We start from the raw sequence: 22,858 nt of genomic DNA, 5'->3' as shown, positions 1-22,858 counted from the left end.
TCCTGTCTCTACATATCTACATACTCTTACGCTCTGCGATCTCCGCCATCTTGGCATCATTCAGTCTCGTATCTCCGTGTACTCTGGAGTAAGACAGATAGCCATTCATACGGTCGATCTTGGTCAGATTACGGCTGCCGCAGACAGGACATACATCCATTTCCAGTTCCTGATGTCCGCAGTCATCGCAATATGCCAGCGACAGATTAACGCCTTCATAGAAGCCCATGTCCATAGCTCTGTGGATCAGTGTCTTGATTGCCTCGGTATTATAATCAATCGGATATTTTACATACTGGATCTTGCCGCCGTTGCTCAGATCCCAGAAACGGTTCTCCAGATCCTGTTTCTGAATAGGGGTAATATCCTCTGTCACATGGCAGTGGAAGCTGTTGCTGACATATTCTCTGTCGGATACGCCCTCAATAATACCATACTTTTTACGGAACTGCTTTACCTGCAGACCGCACAGATTCTCTGCGGGAGTTCCGTAGATGGCGTACAGGTTGCCGTCCTCTTCCTTATATTCTGAAATTTTCTGATTGATATGCTCAAGTACTTCCACAGCAAAGGCCCCATCCTCTACCAGGGACTTGCCGTTGTAGAGTTCCTGCAGTTCATTCAGCGCTGTAATACCAAAACTTGCCGTTGCAGATTTCAGTAACGGTTTGATCTTGTCTGTCAGCTTCAGATGTCCGCCCAGGAAACCGCCCTCACAATATGCCAGCGGGTTGGTGGATGCACGCATCTCACCCAGATAAGCATAGGTACGGATATGGAGCTGACGGATCAGTTCCAGATAGTAATCCAGCACTTCGTAGAAGTCTCTGCTCTCTTTTCTCGCTTTTGCCAGGATCATGGGCAGATGCAGGGATACCGCACCGATATTGAATCTGCCCACGAATACCGGCTGATCCTTATCGTCTGCGGGATGCATGCCGCCTCTCTCATACCAGGGAGACAGAAAAGCTCTGCATCCCATGGGAGATACGATCTTTCCATACTGTTTGTACATGCTTGCCACATAGCCTTTACCGGTCAGACTCAGCCAGTCGGGATACATGGTCTTGGCAGAGCACTCCACGCCGGCTTCAAATACATCTTCCAGCGGCTTACCGGGACCGTGTAGATTCTCATCATATAAAAATACGATCTTCGGGAACAGAACGGGCTTTTTATGATCCTTTTTTCCCTGTCCCTTTCTGCGGACTTCCAGCATAGTAATCGTTGCCATTTGGGCAAATTTACCGGTGCCGGTTCCAGCAGTCACGGTAATAAAAGGATAATCGCCACGGCTGCTTGCCACGGTGTTAAACTTATATTCCCATCCCTGGAAGCCCTGTTCGAATTCTTTCTTCACATCCGCAAGCGCTTCTCTCTCCGCCACATCTGCGGCTACTCCAAGTCTCTCGTATTTTGCCAGGGCTCTATTATAGGATTTCTCGGCGTAAGGCTCTAAGATCAGATCCACGCTGGGTACGGTGAATCCGCCATACTGCTGGCTGGCAGCGCTTAAGACGATATCGCCGATAACATCAAATGCCACATCCAGAGTCTTCGGCTCGTTATACCAGATGTTGCCCATCTCAAAGCCACCCGTCAGGACATTCTGCACATCAAACAGGCAACAGTTCATGGTATCTCTTCTGGCAGACATATCATGCACATAAATATAGCCGTCACGACATGCCTGGATCTCTTCCGTGGTCAGGAAGAATTTCTGATACAGTTCCTTGTTCAGCTGATTAAAGATCAGACTACGCTTGGTAGATACCAGAGCGGAATCCGTGTTGGCATTTTCCTTATCTCCGATGTACATGATGGACTGACTCTTTTTATAGACATCATCCAGCATCCGTACGAAATCCTGCTTATAGTTACGATAATCGCGATAGCTTTTTGCGACGATCGGCTTCACCTGCTCTAAGGCACTTTCCACAATATTGTGCATAATGGGAATGGGAACTTCATCCACTTCCAGTTCGTTTACCTTATCTACCACATACTGGCAGATCTGCTCTTTTTCTTCTTTGGTGAATTTCGTCAGGGCGCGGTATGCACTTTTGCCTACTGCACTGATTACCTTCTGTACATTAAAAAGCTCCTTGCTCCCGTCCTTTTTTACGACATAGATCTCCCTGTCCGGTCTAAACTGTTTGCCATAATCTTCATTTTCTTCATGGTCATGTTCAAAATTGCTGCTCATTTTTCTCTTCCCTTCATACGATAATGTCCGGAAAACGCCCGGATTCTGCTGTATTCCCCTTACTTACGATAGCGTTTACAAATACCATATATGGTGTTTGCCTGTATCAGATAGCAATATATTGTGGGTGCTATCTATCAGTATAAAAAAGAATCCCTGCCTTGTCAACGAGGGATCCTTTAGAAAACTATACAAAAAAGGGGGTGAAATTTTGGATACATTTTTATTCCGCGGTTCCCGACTGTTCCCGCAAAATATCCGAAAGCCACTGTACATAACGCTTCTGTACTGCTTCCGGCGCTGCGATCCTGGCATCCGGTCCGATTCCCGCAAGCCATCCGAAGAACTGTCCGCTGACGGCCACCTTCGCACGCACCCGGAAAATGGTATCGGACATAGGGCGGATATCCACCTCTCTGCCGAACCGGTCCAGTACCACACCGATGAGGCGCTTCGGGAACTCCATGGTCACCACGCTCTCCTCCCCTGCAAACATGCCGAAGGTCTGGTTCGTATAGGAGGTCACGTCGATCTGTGAGAACTGTTTTACCCCTTCTCTGGGACTTACCGTCACTTCCACCTGTCCCATTTTGTCCACCCGGTAATGCTTGATAACTTTGGCCTCACTGTCATAGGCTGCCAGATAATAATTTTCATCCCGCCAGATCAGGGCCCAGGGGCTGACGCACTTATCCCCACCGAGTCTGGGCACCAGTTCTTTTTGCAGGTTCCAGTCCAGATACACGAAAGTGATCTGCCTGTTCTCCTGAATGGCACGATGAATGGCATCGATATTATAATAGATGCTCTCATTCTCCGTCTTGATCCTGCCTGCAACATAGACCTGACGCTGTAGCTTGCCGGCATCGTTTTTCCCAGCGATCTGCTCCAGCTTCCGGATCAGATCTCTGGATTTTTTCGTGGTAATGAAGCGGGAGGACTGTACGGCGTCCACCAACAGCTTTAATTCCGGGAGTTCAAACTCTCTACTGCCGAGGTAATAACCGCCTCCTAGCCTGCTCTGCACCTGTACCACATCGTAACCGAAGTCCGCAAGACTCTCCATGTCACTGTAAATGCTCTTCCGTTCCGCATGGATTCCCTGATTCTCCAGGTATTTTATAATATCCGGAGTACTCATTGGATGATTCTCGTCCGTGTTCTCCTGCAGCATTTTTATCAGATATAAAAGCTTTAATTTCTGTCCTGACGATTTTGCCATAACCCTTATTCTCCGTCAGCGGACTCCTTTGCCTGTTGCATTCCCTCTTTTTTATTTTTCTTCTTGCGAAGAGTAATTCCAAGGGTAATAGCAACAGCGCCTACTGCCGCGATCACTATCAATACTACCAGATAAGATAAAAATGAATTCAAAAAGCTGACTGCCATATTTTTTCTCCTTTATGCCTTATTATGCTTTCCTAATGTCTTTTCGTGAGGTTCTATTAAATGAAGTATACCAACGATATGGCGCAAACGTCAAGTATTCCCCAAAAGAGTCTGCACCGACCATTTTCCTGTCTGTATAAAGTCTTCCGCCTGCATCGCAGCTCTCTCCGTGATCTCTTTATCGTATCCCATGAGAGCCAGCAACCGGATCGCATTTCTAGTGCCTGCCCTCCCAGGTAACAGTTCATAAGGGAAACTGATGTCGCCGTCCCGGATCACTTCCTCAAAATGATAATTGTCATAACAGTCTTTCAATAGTTCCGTCATTTCGATATCGTGGGTCGCAGTAAAACAAAGCACTCCGCTTTCAGACAAATGTATCAATATCTGCGTAGCTGCGGCAATACGTTCCACGGTATTGGTTCCCCGCAGAACCTCATCCACGAAACTAAGCACCGGAGCCGTCTCTGTCTGTGCTGCATCCAGGATCCTTTTAAGGGACCTGATCTCCACAATATAGTAGCTCTCGCCGTTCTGTATACTATCCCGCAGCGCCATGGAAGAAAAGATCCGAAATACCGGAGCGTGATAGCTTTCCGCTGTACAGGTATGAATCGTCTGTGCCAGAACGGCATTTACTGCCACCATTTTTAAAAATGTGGATTTCCCGGAGGCATTAGAGCCAGTAAGCAGCACACCTCTGTCTGCCCGGATACTGTTTTTCACAGGATGCGTAAGCAGCGGATGCCATCCGCCTTCCATATGCAGATACACCTTATTCGCATTTTCTTCCAGCTGTGGAATACAGTAACCCTCTAAGGACCTGCGGAAGCCTCCCACCGAGATTGCCATATCCAAATAGCCGGTGATCCCTAACAATCTGTCCACCTCATTGGTCTTTAGTCTTAATTTCCGAAGCATGAGATTAAACTGCCAGATATCCAGATGCAATATCATCCGCAGATAATCCGCTATAATATCTAACGGATTCCCGCCGATCTTCCCCTGATTTCCTGCCATTACCCAAAAGGAACCCCGTTTTAATTCCCACAGGCTTTTCAGCGCCTCGTTTAAATCCTCCAATTCTTTTTTATACACCGGGATCTTCTGTCTGCCCAGTTCCTCACAGACATTGATCATGCGAAGCACATAGGCGAAGCTTGTAATATACGGTTCGATCACTTTTTTCTCACGAAAGTATGTCAATATATGTCCCAGCATACACACCACGATCCCAAGGATCCCTACCGCCGGCTGCACGAATAAAAGTGAGGCAAACAGCAGATACAGAAGATTTAAAAGCAATATCTTCCGATTGTTACGCTCTCCCAGATAGTCGAGATTATCCAGATAATCATAGAGAGAGTATTTCCCGAGATGCCCCAATTTTTTCAGTAACAGTTGTACCCGGATCCTGGTATCATCCTGCTCCAAAAACCATCCGGTCACTTCCTCCAAATGGTCCAGCTTTTCCTTCCCGCAGAAGATATTCCGGAGGGTAAAATACAGGTATTCCTCTCCTGCCGCTGACAATGTCCGGTCGATCCGGCAGAATACCTCATCCATTCCCAGATCGTTCCATGTGATATCATCTAACTGTTTCTCTTCCTTATGTCGTTCCAGATAACTGTCAAGCCTTGCAAATCTCTCCAGCGAATATTCCTTCGGCGGTTCTTTTCCGTAATTTTCCAAAAGAGAGTTCCGGAACATTTTTTCCTCATTTTTTGCCTGCATAAGTTCCTGTACGATCATGAATAAAAATATAAAAAGCAATACACCTGTAAATACAACAAACTCCATATTATCTCTCACTTTTCCGGATATAAGAAGGCAGGCACCACCCGTGCAGTGCTCGCCCCATATTCTGACCTTTTTTTCTATTTCTTATGTATCAAAATTCTTTATGCGACAATAAAGAACTTTAACAAAAAGATCAGTGATAATACATAGGTAAGTATAGAAACATCCTTTGCCTTACCGGTAAATACCTTGATCACAGTATAGGTGATCAGCCCAAGGCCGATGGCATGTCCGATGGATCCGGAGATCGGCATGGCGATCATCATCAGCGCCACGGGAAGTGACTGGCAGATGTCATCGAAATCTACATTCTTAAGACCTGCTACCATAAGTACACCCACATAGATCAGTGCGGAAGAGGTAGCTGCCGCAGGAATGATTCCGGCGATGGGGGCAATAAAGATACATGCCAGGAACATGATACCGGTAGTCAGTGCAGTCAGGCCGGTACGACCGCCTGCTTCTACACCGGATGCGGACTCTACAAAGGTGGTAACAGTGGAAGTACCGGTTAAGGAACCTGCTACTGTACCTACTGCATCAGATAAAAGTGCCTGCTTCATATTCGGCATTTTGCCATTTTTATCCAACATTCCCGCACGGCTTGCGGTTCCTACCAGAGTACCGATGGTATCGAACATATCAATGATACAGAAGGTAATGATCAGAGTGATGGCGGTAAACCAGCCAATCTCTGCAAATCCCCGGAAGTCAAACTTAAACAGTGTGGTGGAAGCCATATCTCCGAAAGCAGGTACGAAGGATGCGGTTGCCAGAGAAGCAAAGGGATTGGTTCCCAGGAAGACAGCCTCTCCTGCCCAGTAGATGATGCTGGAGATCAGCATACCCAGTAATACAGCACCCTTAACACCTCTCTGTGCCAGAACAACAATAGCAAACAGACCTACGAACATGGTGACAACGGACAGAACCATTGCGGAATAACCGGAACCCATATTTGTCTTAGCCAGTGAAGGTGTCAGTGCACCGAAGAAGTCTCTCATAGCATAAAAAGGTCCGCCGTTCTCGGAATAGATACCTGCATTGGAGCCTACACCGATGTTTAACAGCATCAGACCGATGGCAGGTGCAATACCGAGGCGCACGCCCAGAGGAATGGCATCCACAATCTTCTCACGAATGTTCAGTACGGAGAGAACCAGGAACACGATACCTTCGATCAGTACAATGCACAGAGCCGACTGGAAGGATGCTACATAGGTCATTCCGGTCAGGGCTACGATATTGGTTACTACGACTGCGAAAAAACTGTTCAGTCCCATTCCGGGTGCCATGGCAAACGGCTTATTTGCCAGAAATGCCATTACGATGGTACCGATTGCGGATGCAATACAGGTTGCCAGGAAAACACCGTTCCAAAGTTCCGGCATGGTATCCTTGCCAAAACCAGTCAGCAGGTTCGGATTCAGGGCTATAATATAAGCCATGGTCATGAATGTAGTCAGTCCGGCAATGATCTCTGTTTTTACCGTGGTGTTGTTTTCCTTCAGTTTGAAGATTTTTTCTAACATCTTTTCCCTCCTAAGTATTCTGGGAGCCACACGGGGAACTCCGTTTCTATGTCTTCTGAGTTCTTTGCTTACTCAGTCAACAGTCTTTTTACGATTTTTTCGCACTTGGCGTAAATGCGCTCCGGATCCTCTCCTACGTTGAACTCTCCGTTACGGTATAGGATCTTACCGCCGATCATGGTCATGCAGACATTAGATTTGCTGCCGCTGTAGACCAGATTCTTTGGAATATTATGGATGGGCTGCATGTTAGGCTGATGCAGATCGATCATGATAAGATCTGCGTATTTGCCCTTCGCCAGAACATCTGCCCGGTTCAGTCGCATTGCCTTAGCACCATTCATCGTTGCCATCTTCAATACTTCCATGGCATCCATGCTGGCAGCATCTTTCTCTAACAGCTTGCTCAAGCCGGTAACTAAGAACATCTCACGGAACATATCCAGACAGTTGTTGCTGGCAGGTCCGTCGGTTCCGATCGCCACCGGGATCTTATGACGCACATAATCGGCAATAGGTGCAATACCACTGGCTAACTTCGTATTGGATCCGGGGTTCGTGATCACATACATATGATGTCTGCGGAAGACATCCAGATCCTGATTCGTCACATGGACACAATGGAAACCGCCTCCGCCGTAGTCGAACATTCCCAGAGAGTCTAAGAACATGGGCGGTGTCATGCCGTAGCGTGCCTTACACTCTTCCACTTCCTTCTCTGTCTCGGAGATATGGGCATATACCGGTGTCCGGTAATGATGTGCCATTTCCGACACTTTCCAGAGCAGTTCTTTGGAACAGGTATATTCCGCGTGGAAACCAAGCTGGTAGCTGATCAGGGAATTCTTCTTATTCCATTTTAAGAACTCTTCTTCTACCTGCTTCGGGGAAGAGCTGAAATTGTTCAGTCCCGATACCAGTACACAGCGCATGCCCGTATCCAGGCAGGCTTCCGCAATGGTATCCGGAGTCAGATACATATCAAAAATAGATGTCACACCAGAAGTCAGATATTCCAATACCGCCAGTCTGGTCAGGTCATAGATATCCTCTCCGGTCAGTTTTGCCTCTAATGGGAATACCTGCTTGTTCAGCCACTGGTCTAAGGGCATGTCATCCGCCATGGAACGTAAGAATGTCATGCCGGAATGGGTGTGCGCATTTTTAAATCCCGGCATCAGAAGATTTCCCTTGCAATCCAGTTCAATATCCCAGGCAATTCTCGGGAACTGGGATCTGTCCCATTCCTCCGCTAATTCTTTTTGTTCCGCCACATAGGCTATCTTGTCATTTTTAACCCATATTTCACCATAGAAGACTTCTCTGCCGGGCTCCATGGTGAGAATTCGTGCATTGTATAATCTGATATTCATCTGATCGCATCTCCTCCAAATCCATAGGGAAGTAATTCTTTTAATGTGTAGCTTTGATAATCCTGTTCGTTTTTTACCACATAGATCACAAAATCATCCGTGCAAAATTCCTGCATCACCTGTCTACAGATACCACAGGGATAGGCATATTCCACGGGATCCTCTCCTACGGTTCCACCGGCAATGGCGATAGCGGTAAACGTCCGCTCTCCTTCACTGACAGCCTTGAAAAAGGCAGTGCGCTCCGCACAGTTGGTGGCTCCGTAGGAAGCATTTTCAATATTGCCACCCAGATATCTGTGTCCGTCCACAGCAAGCAGTGCTGCTCCCACTGTATAGCCGGAATAAGGAGCATAAGCCAGCTTTCTGGCTTCTAATGCCAGTCTCACCAGTTCTGTTTCTTCTGTCTCTGAGATCAAGTTCATCCTTATCTCCTTTTGCCTGTCTATACAAATCTCTTCACGGATTCCGTTACCAGCTTCTTGAATCTGGGTGCCGCCATATCCGCAGCTTCCTGCACTTCTTCATGGTTCAAGGGCTGATCCGTCATTCCGGCCGCCAGATTGCTGATACAGGAAATGCCGCAGATACGCATTCCCATGTGATTGGCTGCAATCGCCTCCACTACTGTACTCATACCTACCGCATCACATCCAAGTGTCCGGAGCATGCGGATCTCTGCCGGAGATTCAAAAGAAGGTCCCGTCAACTGGGTGTAAATACCCTCCTGCAGATAGATGTCGTTCTCTTTCGCGGTCTCGCGGATGATCTGCTGTAAATCCTTGTCATAGACATGGCTCATATCCGGAAAACGCAGTCCCAGCTCGTCGATATTGGCACCGATCAGGGGATTGGGTGCAAATACGGAAATGTGATCTCTGATCAGCATCAGATCACCGGCATGAAAAGAAGTGTTCACGCCGCCTGCCGCATTGGTCAGGAACAGGATCTTGGCACCTAATAGCTTCATCAGCCTGGTGGGAAGTACCACATCCGTCACATCATAACCTTCGTAATAATGCACTCTTCCCTTCATACATACCACTGGGATCTCATCGAGATAACCAAAGATAAATTTACCGGCATGTCCCGGTACGGTGGAGACGGGGAATCCCTCGATCCCGGCATAAGGGATCTCCGTCTCCACACGGATCTGTTCCGCATAATCACCTAAGCCCGAGCCTAAGACGATTGCCACCTTAGGTACGAAATCTGTCTGTTTTCTCACACATTCATAGCAGTTTTGTAATTTTGTATATACCTGATTCATCTATGTCCTCCGTTTTACTGTATTTTCATGCAATTTAGCAAATATTCTTCCTGTTTTCCCGAAAAATAAAGCAAAGTCAACAAAGGTATTATACAAAATGAATGGGAAAAAAGCAATGGAAACTATTCCGTTCAGCCCATCATCTGTCAATCAGTCAAATTCATGCAAGCATGATTTGTCTGATATGCAGATGATGTCTGAACTATTAGATAATAATACAAACCATTCCACCATTACTGTCGTTTACGATCTTCTGCATGGTATCCTGAAGCTTTAACTGGCTCTCTTCGCCAATAGAAGCAACTTTCGTGGTAATGCCGTCATCCACCAGTTGTTCCACCGTCTTACCGAAGATGTTGGTCTCCCAGATGCCCTGTTCCGCTTCCGCCTGATCGATAAAACGGATCAGATCCTGTGCCTGCTGTTCAGTGCCTACAATGGGAGCAATCTCCGTCTCAATATTGGCGCGGATCATATGTATGGATGGGCTGCTTGCCTTGATCCTGACACCGAATTTATTGCCGTGGCGGATCAGTTCCGGCTTTTCCAGCGCAATGTCTTCTCTGTCCGGAGTCACCACACCATAGCCCTTGATCTTCACCATGGTCAATGCATCCTGCACCTTGGTATATTCTTTTTTCATCCCTGCCAGCTCTTTTAATTTATGTAACAACTGGTACTCATCTTCGACATCTTCCTCCAGCATTCCGGACAACATTTCGTAATAATATCTGTCATCGATTCCTACCTGTATCTGAACGATCCCGCTCCACAGCTGGATTGGATCCATTTTACAGTTTCTTACATAATCCCCCTGCAGCTGCACCGGCTGTTCCGCCACATCCCGGATTTTATCATAATGATTCATCAACTCCCGAATCTGCTTTAACAGGTCCTGTTTTACAGCATGGTCTATGGGAAGCATATCCATCCATTTGGGAAAATAGAACTCTACCGCTGTCAGCGGGAATTCATATAAAATTTTCTCCAAGATCCGGTGTATGTCTTCTTTTTTTAACTGTTCGCAGTTCACCGGCATTACAGAAACATCGTATTTGCTGCCGATCTCTTCCGCTACCTGTCTAGTCTCCTCTGAATAAGGTTTCTGACTGTTAACCAGCACTAAGAATGGCTTTCCGGACTTTTTCAGTGCCAGGATCGTCTTCTCTTCCGCTCCGAGATAATTGCTTCTGGGGAGTTCTCCGATACTTCCGTCCGTAGTGATCACCAGACCAATTGTGGAGTGATCCCGCATGACCTTATCCGTGCCGATCTCCGCCGCCTGGGTAAATGGAATCTCTTCTTCCGACCAGGGCGTCTTCACCATGCGCTCCGCATCTTCTTCCATATGTCCCGCCGCACCATCGATCATATACCCCACACAGTCAATCAGCCGTACTGACACCTCGATATCATCATTTAATCTCACCTTTGCCGCCTCGCTGGGAATGAACTTCGGTTCCGTAGTTGTAATAGTCTTTCCTCCGGCACTCTGGGGAAGTTCATCCTGTGCCCGCATTCTGGCATGTTCATCCTCCATATAGGGCAGCACCATTTCATCCATAAAGCGTTTGATGAACGTGGATTTTCCCGTCCGCACCGGTCCCAATACCCCTATGTATATCTCTCCTCCCGTTCTTTGTTGTATATCCCGATACAGATCGTATGTCTTCACTGCATAGTCCATAAAAATACCTCCTGCCATTGGTGTTATATGTATATGCAGGAGGCACGCAATTATGAATTAACTTAAGAGTTAGCGAAGAAAATTGTATCTAATCCCCGTAGCCCTTGGCAGGGTATAAGAAACGCGGCACGCTCGCGCTCTGTCGCAGAGCGTAGCGGTACATAAGCGGTCACAATACGACCGCTAAGTACCGACGTCTGCTTACGGCACTGCTTATTCTTATACCCAGCCGGGGCTACTGGCTTTTTGAAAGCTTTCCAAAACGCAGAACTCCCGGAGTATGCGGTGCCATGTCGAAGATGTTTGTCGGAGGATGTTGATATTTTCTAGAAAAGTGCTGAAAGACAGGGGGAAAGCGGACACGATGTCCGCGTCAGCCGATTGTCGACATGGATGTCGACTGTAGGCGGCCCCGTCATGACGAGAACTACTCATCACTTTTCGTAGAAAATTCACATCCGGAGACCTTACATCGAGACATGTGTATCGCATGCTCCGGGAGTTCGTGGATTTTGCCAATGTATTTCACTAACTCTCAATTTACACGTTTTCAATCTGCCAGTCGATGGGGTCTACGCCATGTTCTTTCAGGAAATTATTCGTCTTGCTGAAAGGTCTGCTGCCAAAGAATCCACGGTACGCAGATAACGGACTGGGATGTGGTGCTTCCAGAATTAAATGATTAGGGTTATTCAGCATGCTTTTTTTCATCTGTGCCGGTCTCCCCCACAGAATAAATACGATTGGGCGGTCCTGTGCATTCAAAGCCCGGATGGCAGCATCGGTGAACTCTTCCCAGCCTTTCCCATGATGAGAATTGGCCATATGCGCTCTGACGGTAAGTACCGTATTCAGCATCAGTACTCCCTGTTCAGCCCATTTTACCAGATAACCGTTATTAGGAATATAACATCCAAGATCATCATGGAGTTCCTGGTAAATATTGACCAGGGAAGGGGGAATATCGACATCCGGTTTCACGGAAAAACAAAGTCCGTGCGCCTGTCCCACGTTATGATAAGGGTCCTGCCCAAGAATCACTACCTTCACCTTGCTTAACGGTGTCAGATGAAAAGCATTGAAAATATCATCCGCCGGTGGAAATACCACTGTCGTATTATATTCGTCCTTAACGAATTCAAAAAGCTGTCTGTAATATGGCTTATGAAATTCTCCTCCCAACGCTGTCAGCCAGTCGTTTGTAATCATTGCCATCGTCAAATCCTCCCTGTCGTCCCTAGAGACGGACACTGATTCCTCTTTCACGCAGATATTCCTTCACCTGTCGAATCTCAAGTTCCTTATAGTGGAACAAAGATGCTGCAAGAACTGCCTCCGCTTTTCCTTCGGTCAGGGCATCATAGAAATGAGACAGCTGTCCAGCACCACCGGAGGCAATTACCGGAATACTCACGCTCTCTGCCACAGCTCTGGTAAGTGCCAGGTCATAACCCTCCTTGGTGCCGTCTCCGTCCATACTGGTAAGCAATATTTCTCCCGCCCCCATCTTCTCTGCGGTTCTCGCCCATTCCACGGCATCCATGCCCATATCCACCCGGCCGCCGTTTTTATAAATATTCCAACCGTTGCCGTCTGCTCTTTTTTTCGCATCGATTGCCACAACCACACACTGACTGCCAAATTTCTCTGCTGCATCACTGATCAGTCTCGGATTCATGATAGCTGCGGAATTCACAGAAATCTTGTCAGCGCCTTCTCTGAGGATTGCTTTAAAATCATCTACCGTACGAATGCCACCGCCGACCGTAAAAGGGATAAACACCTTACTTGCCACCTTACGAACCCATTCCAGCTGTGTCGCTCTGCTGTCAGCCGATGCCGTAATATCCAAAAATACGACTTCATCCGCACCGGCCGCATCATATGCCGCAGCCACTTCGGACGGATCGCCGGCATCCCGGAAATTCACAAAATTAACGCCTTTTACTACTCTGCCGTCTTTGACATCCAGACAGGGAATTACTCTCTTTGTATGCATATTATTGTCCTCCCTGCGTATGTTGGTCCCGATATTCTTTCGTAATATCTACAAAATTCTGCAAAATTTTAAGACCGATCCGAGAGCTTTTCTCCGGATGGAACTGACAGGCAAAAATGTTATCTTTTTCCACAGATGCATGAATCCGTGTTCCATATTCCGTCGTCGCCGTAACGATAGAGGAATCAGCGGCCTCCAGATAAAATGAGTGTACAAAATACACATACGAATGTTCTTCAATGCCCCGGAAAAGTCTGCCCTTATTTGGAAAAGTAAGATCATTCCAGCCAATATGAGGAATCTTTAAGCCGGGTGCCGCCGGAATTCTGCGAATCGTACCGTCCAGTAAATGCAGCCCTTCTACTCCCGGTGTCTCCTCACTGCTTTCAAACATCAGCTGCAGTCCCAGACAGATTCCCAAAAAAGGAATTTGTCTCCGGACCACTTCCCGGATAACATCTACCAGTCCGTAAGTATGTAACTTTTCCATAGCATCACCAAATGCCCCGACTCCCGGCAGGATCACACCGTCCGAGGCCAGAATCTCTTCTCTGTCTCTTGTGATTCTTACCTCTTCGCCCAGATATGCCAAAGCTTTCTCCACGCTCTTGATATTGCCGGCATCGTAGTCGATAATTGCGATCATTGTTGTATCTCCTTTTCCTCCGGAAGAGGATCCGGCAGTTCTGCGGCTTCCTCTCCATCATTTGAAGGTGTTGCATCCTCTACGATCTGAGGCATATCCCAGGATTCCAGACCAAGCTTCTGCAGAACCGTCATCACTCTCTGCGTATATTCCACATTATTGGAGATATCTGCAATTTCCTGTGCTTCCTCCTGGCTCAGCCCATATTTCTGTGACAAAACATTTAAAATCTCCTGGAAAGCTACCGTAACCTCATCCTGTGCATTATACTCCGTAGCATAATTTAGCAATGACGGGTAATCATGCACTGCCTGCAGCAGAGAATCCAACGCTTCCAGTTCTGATCCTTCATTTACAAATACTTCATACTCTCTCAGCCACATGCGGATCGTCAAAATACTTTCCGATTTACTGTACATTACCTGTTCCGTCTCATCAAGTTCTTTTCCGAAAAAGTTCTGGTAACAGGTCTGATAGTCGCCTGCATAATATGCTTTTCTGCCGCTGCGTCTTGTCATATACTCCGTCAAAAAGCTGCTTAAAAGCAATATCACCGCTCCCAGTGAAATACATACAACGACAATCGGAATCACCTTTTTGAGAGAAATTTTTTTCTCGGGTACTTCGGGGATCTTCTCTTTTTTCTTTTTCTCTTTCTTCGGTTTCTTTTCTTTCGCGGCTTTTTCTTTTTTAGGCTTTTTCTCTTTTTTTCCTTTCTTTTTCTGATCTTTACCCATTTCGTCAAGAATCTGCTTGTTTTCTTCCGATAATTGCAGCTGATTCTCTTCCTCGTCCTCTTCGTCTTCTTCGGTAAAAAGATCTAACAATTTGGAGAAAAACCCTTTTTTCTCTTCTTTCTGTGAAGCATCATCTACAATATCCGCACCGGCTGCTTTCAGAATATCCATGACATCGGTTTCACCGTTATCCTGTTCTGTGTGCTCCGCATCTTCCGTCTGCGGAAAAGCACCCGGCAATAATGCCTCCAGATCATCATCTTTCATTTTCTGGGTATCTGCAGTAGTCTGCGGTTCTCCACTATCCGGCTCAGTCATATCCTCTGACAATGATTCATATTCCGTTTCATCCGCTGCAGAATTCTTACTATTCTTCGCCTTTTTTTTCTTAAACCGATCAAAGAAGCCCTTCCGCTTGCCGCGTTTCTCCTCCTTTTCCGGCTCTTCTGCGTTTTCCGTATTCGGTGCAATCTGATCCAACACATTGGAAAGACTTTCATCATCTACGTTTTCCAGCATTTTGATCAAATCGTCATTCTCGTTCGTATCCGGTTCCTTCTGTTGTTCTGTGCTGCCTGCCTGCTCCCTACTCTGCTGCAGCAATCTGTCTATTTCATCTTCAGACATGGAAGAGGTCTCTTCCGGATGAATCGTCTCACTGTTTTGTGTATTTTGCGACTGTTGTGTCTCCGGAATGTCTCTTTGCTGTGCCTCTAATGCTGACTGTAACAGATCATCCATATCGCTCATATCAATTTGAGGATCCTGAAGTGTCTCATCTTTGACCCCTTCTTCAGACTCTTTCCGGGAGTTTTCTTCCTCTTCTGTATTCCCTATTCCCTTTAATAAATTATCCAGGTAATCTTCTTGTGAAGGCATTCGTTATTCCTCCGTTTTCTCTCATGATCATAACATGATTAGTTTAACACAGGGCAAGCAGCCAGGCAATGGGATTTTGCTCCTCATCAATTCGATAGAGCTCTGCTTTTTGTTGAAACATTGCAATTCTTTCAAAAGGATTTTTCATAATGGATGGAAATCTGGTACCCTCACCGATTTCTAGGATCACCAGTCTATGATTCCATGTATTTTGAAGCCAGTTATGATATTCTGCCCAATTCTCCAGGTATCCCTTTTCGTCATACTGCTCCGCATAGATATTATTAAAAATAAGTTCCTTGCCACAATTTGGACACTTTCCCAAATCCGGAATCCTGAAATCTCCTTTTTTCATATTCTGATACCAGTCCCGGAGTATTTTCTCTTCATTGTCAGTCACAGGCAGAAGTCCTTCCGGGCAACCATCCGGGCACTGTAATTTACTCCATTCCCCACAGGGATTTACATAGCGCTCCTTTTTAATGAGAAGTTTTTTCCAGGGAATTTCCCGTAAGGTGCGATTGGTAGACGTAGATACAACAAAATAACTTTTTTTCTCTAAAATTTCCGCCAGATTTTGAAGTCCTTTTGTCATTTCATCTTCCAATTTAGGTGAAAACTGCTTTCTGCAACATGTATCCACATAGGGTTCCATCCAAAGGGCATGCCTTTCCTGTAATTTTTCTATTATTTCCCGATACCCCTCCTGCATGGATAAAAAATACTGCATATCAAAATACTGTCCAAGTCCCACCAGAACGTATTCTGCTTCCTGTATTTTTTCTAAGATTTTTTTTATATTTTCCTTCTTATCCATATCATTTTATTCCTTCATTTTACAGAAAAAGGCTGGGATAGTCCCAGCCCTTTTGCCTTTCTGAACATTTTATCTGTCTAAATGCTTTTCCGCAACAAGTTCATCCACAATTTTTACCAGATTGCCGATCTCTGGCTTCGAAAGCTGTGCATCTGCCCCCAGTGCTTCTCCCTTTTTCTTCATCTCATCATTTACCAGCGAAGAGAAAATGATAATGGGAATGTCCTTGGTCGCATCATCTGATTTCACTAATTTCGTCAGTCTGTGTCCATCCATCTCCGGCATCTCAATATCTGTAATGATGCAACGAACATGCTGATCCAGAGTCCCATCTTCCTTGCACTGTGTGATAACATCATATGCCTGCTGACCATTCTCTGTATGGATCAGATTCACATAGCCTGCCGCTTTCAGAGAGTCTACGATCAGCTTATTCAGCAGGGGAGAATCTTCCGCGATCAGAATGGGAACAGAGCTTCTGGTACGTTCCCCCAGTTCATTCAGCTCTGACATTTTAAGTCCTGTCTCGGGGTTAATATCGGAAACGATCTTCTCAAAATCAAGAATAATAATCAGCTTGTCGTTTTTCTTGATAATACCGGTAGCAACACTTTCGTCGGCTGCAGAAATCGTGATATCCGGTTTAATGATATCTCTCCAGCTTACCCTATGAATACCCAGTACAGATTCCACATGAAATGCAATATCCAACTTGTTGAAGTTGGTAACAATGAAAAGTCCCTTTTTCTCCGACTCTCCGCGTCCCAGACAATTCTTCAGATCAATAGCTGTGATCATCGTATCCCGAGGCATAAAAATACCTTCAATACTGGGATGTGAATTAGGAACCGGTGTCACCGGCTGATAGGTAATGATCTCTTTGATCTTGGCAACATTGATTCCGTAAGAATTACCTGCTAAAGTAAATTCCAAAATCTCTAATTCATTTGTTCCATTTTCAAGTAAAATCTTTGTATCCATACTAACTCCTGTACCTTCCCGTTGAATTATTTTGCTCCTGTGGATATATTTCTATATTCTTAGTTAATTATATCATATATTTTAAAAAAAGGAATCATTATCTGAAATTATTATACAAAAAAAACGATAGCATCAGACTATCGTTTCTTTCATTTATTCCTTCAAAACCGAACACTGAAATCTAATCTCTTATATCTCTAACTTCCATCCTGCTTTCCTATCCAAAACCTTTGGTCAAGCCCTCGACCGATTAGTAAATGTCAGCTGAACACATTGCTGTGCTTACACCTCATTCCTATCTACCTCGTAGTCTTCAAGGGGTCTTACTCATTTCTGAGGGATATCTCATCTTGAGGGGGGCTTCACGCTTAGATGCCTTCAGCGTTTATCCCTGCCGGACTTGGCTACTCTGCCATGGCTCTGATAGCCAACAGATACACCAGTGGTCCGTCCATCCCGGTCCTCTCGTACTAAGGACAGCTCCTCTCAAATATCCTCCGCCTGCGCCGGATAGGGACCGAACTGTCTCACGACGTTCTGAACCCAGCTCGCGTACCGCTTTAATGGGCGAACAGCCCAACCCTTGGGACCTGCTACAGCCCCAGGATGCGATGAGCCGACATCGAGGTGCCAAACCACTCCGTCGATGTGAACTCTTGGGAGTGATAAGCCTGTTATCCCCAGGGTAGCTTTTATCCGTTGAGCGATGGCAATCCCACTTTATACCACCGGATCACTAAGTCCTACTTTCGTACCTGTTCCACCCGTCGGTGTCACAGTCAAGCTCCCTTCTGCCTTTGCACTCTTCGAATGGTTTCCAACCATTCTGAGGGAACCTTTGAGCGCCTCCGATACCCTTTCGGAGGCGACCGCCCCAGTCAAACTCCCCGCCAGACATTGTCCCCCACCCAGGTCATGGGTGCAGGTTAGAAATCCAATACTGCAAGGGTGGTATCCCAACAGCGACTCACATAAAACTGGCGTTCTATGCTCAACGTCTCCCACCTATCCTGTACATACAGTATCGAATCCCAGTATCAAGCTGGAGTAAAGCTCCATGGGGTCTTTCCGTCCTGGCGCAGGTAACCAGCATCTTCACTGGTACTTCAATTTCACCGGATGCATTGTCGAGACAGTGCTCAAATCATTACGCCTTTCGTGCGGGTCGGAACTTACCCGACAAGGAATTTCGCTACCTTAGGACCGTTATAGTTACGGCCGCCGTTTACTGGGGCTTAAATTCGAAGCTTCGTTGCCTGACTTCTCCTCTTAACCTTCCAGCACCGGGCAGGCGTCAGCCCATATACCTCACCTTTCGGTTTCGCATAGACCTGTGTTTTTGCTAAACAGTTGCTTGAGCCTATTCTCTGCGGCCCTGCTTTCACAGGGCACCCCTTCTCCCGAAGTTACGGGGTCATTTTGCCGAGTTCCTTAACAATGCTTCTTCCGTCGGCCTTAGGATTCTCTCCTCATCCACCTGTGTCGGTTTACGGTACGGGTATGTGTATCACAATAGCGGCTTTTCTTGGCACATGGCTCACACGCTTCCCTACTTTGGTTCGGTCCACATTACGTCTTCGGATTGTAAGGAAGATTTGCTGTCCTTACTCCTACCCCGCTTGTACCGGTTTCTTCTTTCCCGGCTCGTGCTCTCCACATGCGTCCCCACAGTTCTGGGTACACATAGTACAGGAATCTCCACCTGTTATCCATCGACTACGTCTTTCGACCTCGCCTTAGGCCCCGACTTACCCAGAGCAGATCAGCTTTACTCTGGAAACCTTGGATATTCGGCCGGAAGGATTCTCACCTTCCTCTCGCTACTCATTCCGGCATTCTCTCTTCTTAGCACTCCACTGCTCCTTATCGGTACAGCTTCGCTGCGCTAACAATGCTCCTCTACCACTCCTAAATGGAGTCCTAAGCTTCGGTGTCGTGTTTCAGCCCCGGACATTTTCGGCGCAGGACCTCTCGACTAGTGAGCTATTACGCACTCTTTGAATGTATGGCTGCTTCTGAGCCAACATCCTAGTTGTCTTCGAAATCCCACATCCTTTTCCACTTAACACGCACTTTGGGACCTTAGCTGTAGGTCTGGGCTCTTTCCCTTTTGACCACCCAACTTATCTCGTGCAGTCTGACTCCCGTGCATCACCTTTATGGCATTCGGAGTTTGATAATCTTCGGTAGACTTTGACGCCCCCTAGGATATTCAGTGCTCTACCTCCACAAGGTTAACACGAGGCTAGCCCTAAAGCTATTTCGAGGAGAACCAGCTATCTCCGGGTTCGATTGGAATTTCTCCCCTACCCACACCTCATCGCCACCCTTTTCAACGGATGTGCGTTCGGCCCTCCATTGCCTTTTACGGCAACTTCAGCCTGGACATGGGTAGATCACCCGGTTTCGGGTCTACGTACACTGACTTTACGCCCTGTTAAGACTTGGTATCCCTTCGGCTCCGCACCTTAAGTGCTTAACCTCGCCAGTAAACGTAACTCGCCGGACCGTTCTACAAAAAGTACGCGGTTGTACTCGTATGGTACTTCCACAGTTTGTAAACACAGGGTTTCAGGTTCTCTTTCACTCCCCTCCCGGGGTCCTTTTCACCTTTCCTTCACAGTACTCTGCTCTATCGGTCACTAAGGAGTATTTAGCCTTACGGGGTGGTCCCCGCTCATTCCCACAAGGTTTCTCGTGTCTCGTGGTACTCTGGATCCTGCTCTGCTTCTTTCCGTTTCGCCTACGGGGCTCTCACCCTCTCTGGCCGGTCTTTCCAGAACCGTTCCGCTACAGTCAGAAGTCATAAATGCAGTCCGAACCCCGGAGTGCACGCACTCCGGTTTGGGCTCTTTCCATTTCGCTCGCCGCTACTTTGAAAATCGAGTTTTCTTTCTCTTCCTCCGGCTACTTAGATGTTTCAGTTCACCGGGTTCCCTCCGTACACCTATGGATTCAGTGCACGGTGACTGAGGTATGCTCAGCCGGGTTTCCCCATTCAGAAATCTACGGATCAATGGATATGTGCTCCTCCCCGTAGCTTATCGCAGCTTATCACGTCTTTCATCGGCTCTTAGTGCCAAGGCATCCACCCTGCGCTCTTTTTAGCTTGACCTAATTGCTTATTCAAAAGCTTTTCACATCTAGCGTGATGTTACTTTAGGTTTTGTTTCGTTTTGCTTGTTTGATCTTACATCTCTGCAAGATCCCTCGGATGTCTTGTTATATCGTTTTGCAAACTTAGATATAACCTTGAATGCTTTGCATTCAAGTTGATTTAATTTCAATATTCGGTTTTCAAGGAACAAACCTGACGCTAAAGTGTCAGTTCTAAGAGAATACTTCGTATTCTCCGTTCGACAAATCGGTTAGTATTTGTCGACTGGGCTTAAGTGGACTCGAACCACCGACCTCACGCTTATCAGGCGTGCGCTCTAACCGGCTGAGCTATAAGCCCATTTAAATCTGGCAGCCACCTGCTCTCCCATACCGTCTCCAGTATAGTACCATCGGCCGCTTGGGTCTTAACCATCGTGTTCGGGATGAGAACGGGTGTGTCCCCCAAGCGCATCGCCACCAGAAGTGTTTTGACTTGCCTTTGGCAAATCAACAGTAATACAACCCCTACTTCTTCCGTTTCCTTAGAAAGGAGGTGATCCAGCCGCACCTTCCGATACGGCTACCTTGTTACGACTTCACCCCAGTTATCAGACCTGCCTTCGGCGGCTCCTTCCTTGCGGTTAGGTCACCGACTTCGGGCATTTCCGACTCCCATGGTGTGACGGGCGGTGTGTACAAGACCCGGGAACGTATTCACCGCAGCATTCTGATCTGCGATTACTAGCGATTCCAGCTTCATGTAGTCGAGTTGCAGACTACAATCCGAACTGAGACGTTATTTTTGAGATTCGCTCTGCCTCACGACTTCGCTTCTCTTTGTTTACGCCATTGTAGCACGTGTGTAGCCCTGGTCATAAGGGGCATGATGATTTGACGTCATCCCCACCTTCCTCCGGGTTATCCCCGGCAGTCTCTCTAGAGTGCCCATCTTACTGCTGGCTACTAAAGATAAGGGTTGCGCTCGTTGCGGGACTTAACCCAACATCTCACGACACGAGCTGACGACAACCATGCACCACCTGTCTCCTATGTACCGAAGTACTAACGGCATTGCCCGTTATTCATAGGGATGTCAAGACCAGGTAAGGTTCTTCGCGTTGCTTCGAATTAAACCACATGCTCCACCGCTTGTGCGGGTCCCCGTCAATTCCTTTGAGTTTCATTCTTGCGAACGTACTCCCCAGGTGGATTACTTATTGCGTTTGCTGCGGCACCGATGGGTCATACCCACCAACACCTAGTAATCATCGTTTACGGCGTGGACTACCAGGGTATCTAATCCTGTTTGCTCCCCACGCTTTCGAGCCTCAACGTCAGTTACAGTCCAGTAAGCCGCCTTCGCCACTGGTGTTCCTCCTAATATCTACGCATTTCACCGCTACACTAGGAATTCCACTTACCTCTCCTGCACTCTAGTCCTACAGTTTCCAAAGCAGTCCCGGGGTTAAGCCCCGGGCTTTCACTTCAGACTTGCAAAACCGTCTACGCTCCCTTTACACCCAGTAAATCCGGATAACGCTTGCCCCCTACGTATTACCGCGGCTGCTGGCACGTAGTTAGCCGGGGCTTCTTAGTCAGGTACCGTCATTTTCTTTCCTGCTGATAGAGCTTTACATACCGAAATACTTCTTCACTCACGCGGCGTTGCTGCATCAGGGTTTCCCCCATTGTGCAATATTCCCCACTGCTGCCTCCCGTAGGAGTTTGGGCCGTGTCTCAGTCCCAATGTGGCCGTTCACCCTCTCAGGCCGGCTACTGATCGTCGCCTTGGTGGGCCGTTACCTCACCAACCAGCTAATCAGACGCGGGTCCATCTTGTACCACCGGAGTTTTTCACACTGCTTCATGCGAAGCTGTGCGCTTATGCGGTATTAGCAGTCGTTTCCAACTGTTGTCCCCCAGTACAAGGCAGGTTACCCACGCGTTACTCACCCGTCCGCCACTAACTTACATATCGCTAGGCTTCAATGTAAGTCCGTTCGACTTGCATGTGTTAGGCACGCCGCCAGCGTTCATCCTGAGCCAGGATCAAACTCTCATGTTAAAATGGTGTTTGTGTCCTGCCAGTTTTATCTGGCATTGTTTACTGTTAATTCGGGTAGCTTCTCGATCTTTCGATCGATCTGCTTGTTCTTGAATCTCGCAATTCATTTTTCTGAAAATCTTGGAATTTTCAGGGTTGCATTACTGTTTATTTGTCAAAGATCAGTGATTCTTTTGTTGCTGTTGTTCTTAGCGGCAACTCTGATATCTTATCATGACCGCTTTCGTTTGTCAACAACTTTTTTAAAAACTTTTTTATCTTGAAAAACTTTCGTTTTTCGCGACAATCGATATCTTATCATACCTTGTCGGTATCTGTCAACAGCTTTTTCAAAAACTTTTTAAGTCTTATCGGAAGCTGTTTCGTTGTCTTAGCACT

Annotated in this window: 15 protein-coding genes, 1 tRNA gene and 3 rRNA genes; all 19 read right to left on the bottom strand. The window is 46.9% G+C overall.

Going from position 1 to position 22,858, the window contains the following annotated elements:
• Nucleotides 1–16: 16 nt before the first annotated feature.
• The 19 genes from nrdD to H9Q77_RS06855 all read right to left on the bottom strand — a co-directional run bounded on the left by nrdD (nt 17) and on the right by H9Q77_RS06855 (nt 22,480).
• Nucleotides 17–2,206 (bottom strand): anaerobic ribonucleoside-triphosphate reductase, encoded by a 2,190-nt coding sequence (gene nrdD / locus H9Q77_RS06945; protein ID WP_022152943.1) that lies wholly within the window; start codon nt 2,204–2,206, stop codon nt 17–19.
• A 223-nt stretch (nt 2,207–2,429) separates the two neighbouring features.
• Nucleotides 2,430–3,428 carry a helix-turn-helix transcriptional regulator gene (locus H9Q77_RS06940; RefSeq protein ID WP_249326976.1) on the bottom strand — a complete coding sequence of 333 codons (999 nt, stop codon included), beginning with the start codon at nt 3,426–3,428 and terminating at the stop codon, nt 2,430–2,432.
• 5 nt (nt 3,429–3,433) lie between these two features.
• The gene (locus tag H9Q77_RS06935) at nt 3,434–3,595 is read right to left on the bottom strand and encodes a hypothetical protein (RefSeq protein WP_249326975.1); all 162 of its coding nucleotides are present in this window, start codon (nt 3,593–3,595) and stop codon (nt 3,434–3,436) included.
• Nucleotides 3,596–3,685: 90 nt separating this feature from the next.
• Nucleotides 3,686–5,395, bottom strand: coding sequence for a MutS-related protein (locus tag H9Q77_RS06930; protein ID WP_249326974.1), 1,710 nt, complete (start codon nt 5,393–5,395; stop codon nt 3,686–3,688).
• 101 nt (nt 5,396–5,496) lie between these two features.
• Nucleotides 5,497–6,927 (bottom strand): NCS2 family permease, encoded by a 1,431-nt coding sequence (locus H9Q77_RS06925; RefSeq protein WP_249326973.1) that lies wholly within the window; start codon nt 6,925–6,927, stop codon nt 5,497–5,499.
• 68 nt (nt 6,928–6,995) lie between these two features.
• Entirely contained in the window at nt 6,996–8,300 is a 1,305-nt protein-coding gene (locus tag H9Q77_RS06920) for an amidohydrolase (RefSeq protein ID WP_249326972.1), read from the bottom strand.
• Entirely contained in the window at nt 8,297–8,725 is a 429-nt protein-coding gene (gene cdd, locus H9Q77_RS06915; protein ID WP_118547199.1) for a cytidine deaminase, read from the bottom strand. Before cdd ends, H9Q77_RS06920 begins: the two co-directional genes overlap by 4 nt.
• A 20-nt stretch (nt 8,726–8,745) precedes the next feature.
• Entirely contained in the window at nt 8,746–9,570 is an 825-nt protein-coding gene (locus H9Q77_RS06910; protein ID WP_249326971.1) for a purine-nucleoside phosphorylase, read from the bottom strand.
• Nucleotides 9,571–9,775: 205 nt separating this feature from the next.
• Nucleotides 9,776–11,245, bottom strand: a complete 1,470-nt coding sequence (gene spoIVA / locus H9Q77_RS06905) for a stage IV sporulation protein A (RefSeq protein WP_334298686.1) — start codon at nt 11,243–11,245, stop codon at nt 9,776–9,778.
• A gap of 552 nt (nt 11,246–11,797) precedes the next feature.
• Nucleotides 11,798–12,472, bottom strand: coding sequence for a uracil-DNA glycosylase (locus H9Q77_RS06900; RefSeq protein WP_022153519.1), 675 nt, complete (start codon nt 12,470–12,472; stop codon nt 11,798–11,800).
• Nucleotides 12,473–12,494: 22 nt separating this feature from the next.
• Nucleotides 12,495–13,256 (bottom strand): imidazole glycerol phosphate synthase subunit HisF, encoded by a 762-nt coding sequence (gene hisF, locus H9Q77_RS06895; protein ID WP_249326969.1) that lies wholly within the window; start codon nt 13,254–13,256, stop codon nt 12,495–12,497.
• Nucleotide 13,257: 1 nt separating this feature from the next.
• Nucleotides 13,258–13,902, bottom strand: coding sequence for an imidazole glycerol phosphate synthase subunit HisH (gene hisH, locus H9Q77_RS06890; RefSeq protein ID WP_154498087.1), 645 nt, complete (start codon nt 13,900–13,902; stop codon nt 13,258–13,260).
• A complete protein-coding gene (locus H9Q77_RS06885) occupies nt 13,899–15,518 on the bottom strand; it encodes a hypothetical protein (RefSeq protein WP_249326968.1) in 1,620 nt (539 codons plus the stop codon). Before H9Q77_RS06885 ends, hisH begins: the two co-directional genes overlap by 4 nt.
• 43 nt (nt 15,519–15,561) lie before the next feature.
• The gene (locus tag H9Q77_RS06880; protein ID WP_249326967.1) at nt 15,562–16,335 is read right to left on the bottom strand and encodes a hypothetical protein; all 774 of its coding nucleotides are present in this window, start codon (nt 16,333–16,335) and stop codon (nt 15,562–15,564) included.
• A gap of 69 nt (nt 16,336–16,404) precedes the next feature.
• Nucleotides 16,405–17,316 (bottom strand): chemotaxis protein, encoded by a 912-nt coding sequence (locus H9Q77_RS06875; protein WP_118552457.1) that lies wholly within the window; start codon nt 17,314–17,316, stop codon nt 16,405–16,407.
• Between the two features lie 230 nt (nt 17,317–17,546).
• Nucleotides 17,547–20,431 (bottom strand): 23S ribosomal RNA (locus H9Q77_RS06870).
• A 268-nt stretch (nt 20,432–20,699) separates the two neighbouring features.
• Nucleotides 20,700–20,773, bottom strand: a tRNA-Ile gene (locus H9Q77_RS06865).
• Nucleotides 20,774–20,779: 6 nt separating this feature from the next.
• Nucleotides 20,780–20,897, bottom strand: a 5S ribosomal RNA gene (gene rrf, locus H9Q77_RS06860).
• Nucleotides 20,898–20,961: 64 nt separating this feature from the next.
• Nucleotides 20,962–22,480 (bottom strand): 16S ribosomal RNA (locus H9Q77_RS06855).
• The 16S, 23S and 5S rRNA genes sit together here with 1 tRNA gene alongside, the layout of an rRNA operon.
• Between the last annotated feature and the right edge of the window lie 378 nt (nt 22,481–22,858).

Source organism: Simiaoa sunii, assembly GCF_014337175.1.
GTDB classification, from domain to species: Bacteria; Bacillota; Clostridia; order Lachnospirales; family Lachnospiraceae; genus Acetatifactor; species Acetatifactor intestinalis.
Note: the sequence above shows the minus strand (reverse complement) of the source record. Positions and strands in the feature narration are given on the sequence as shown.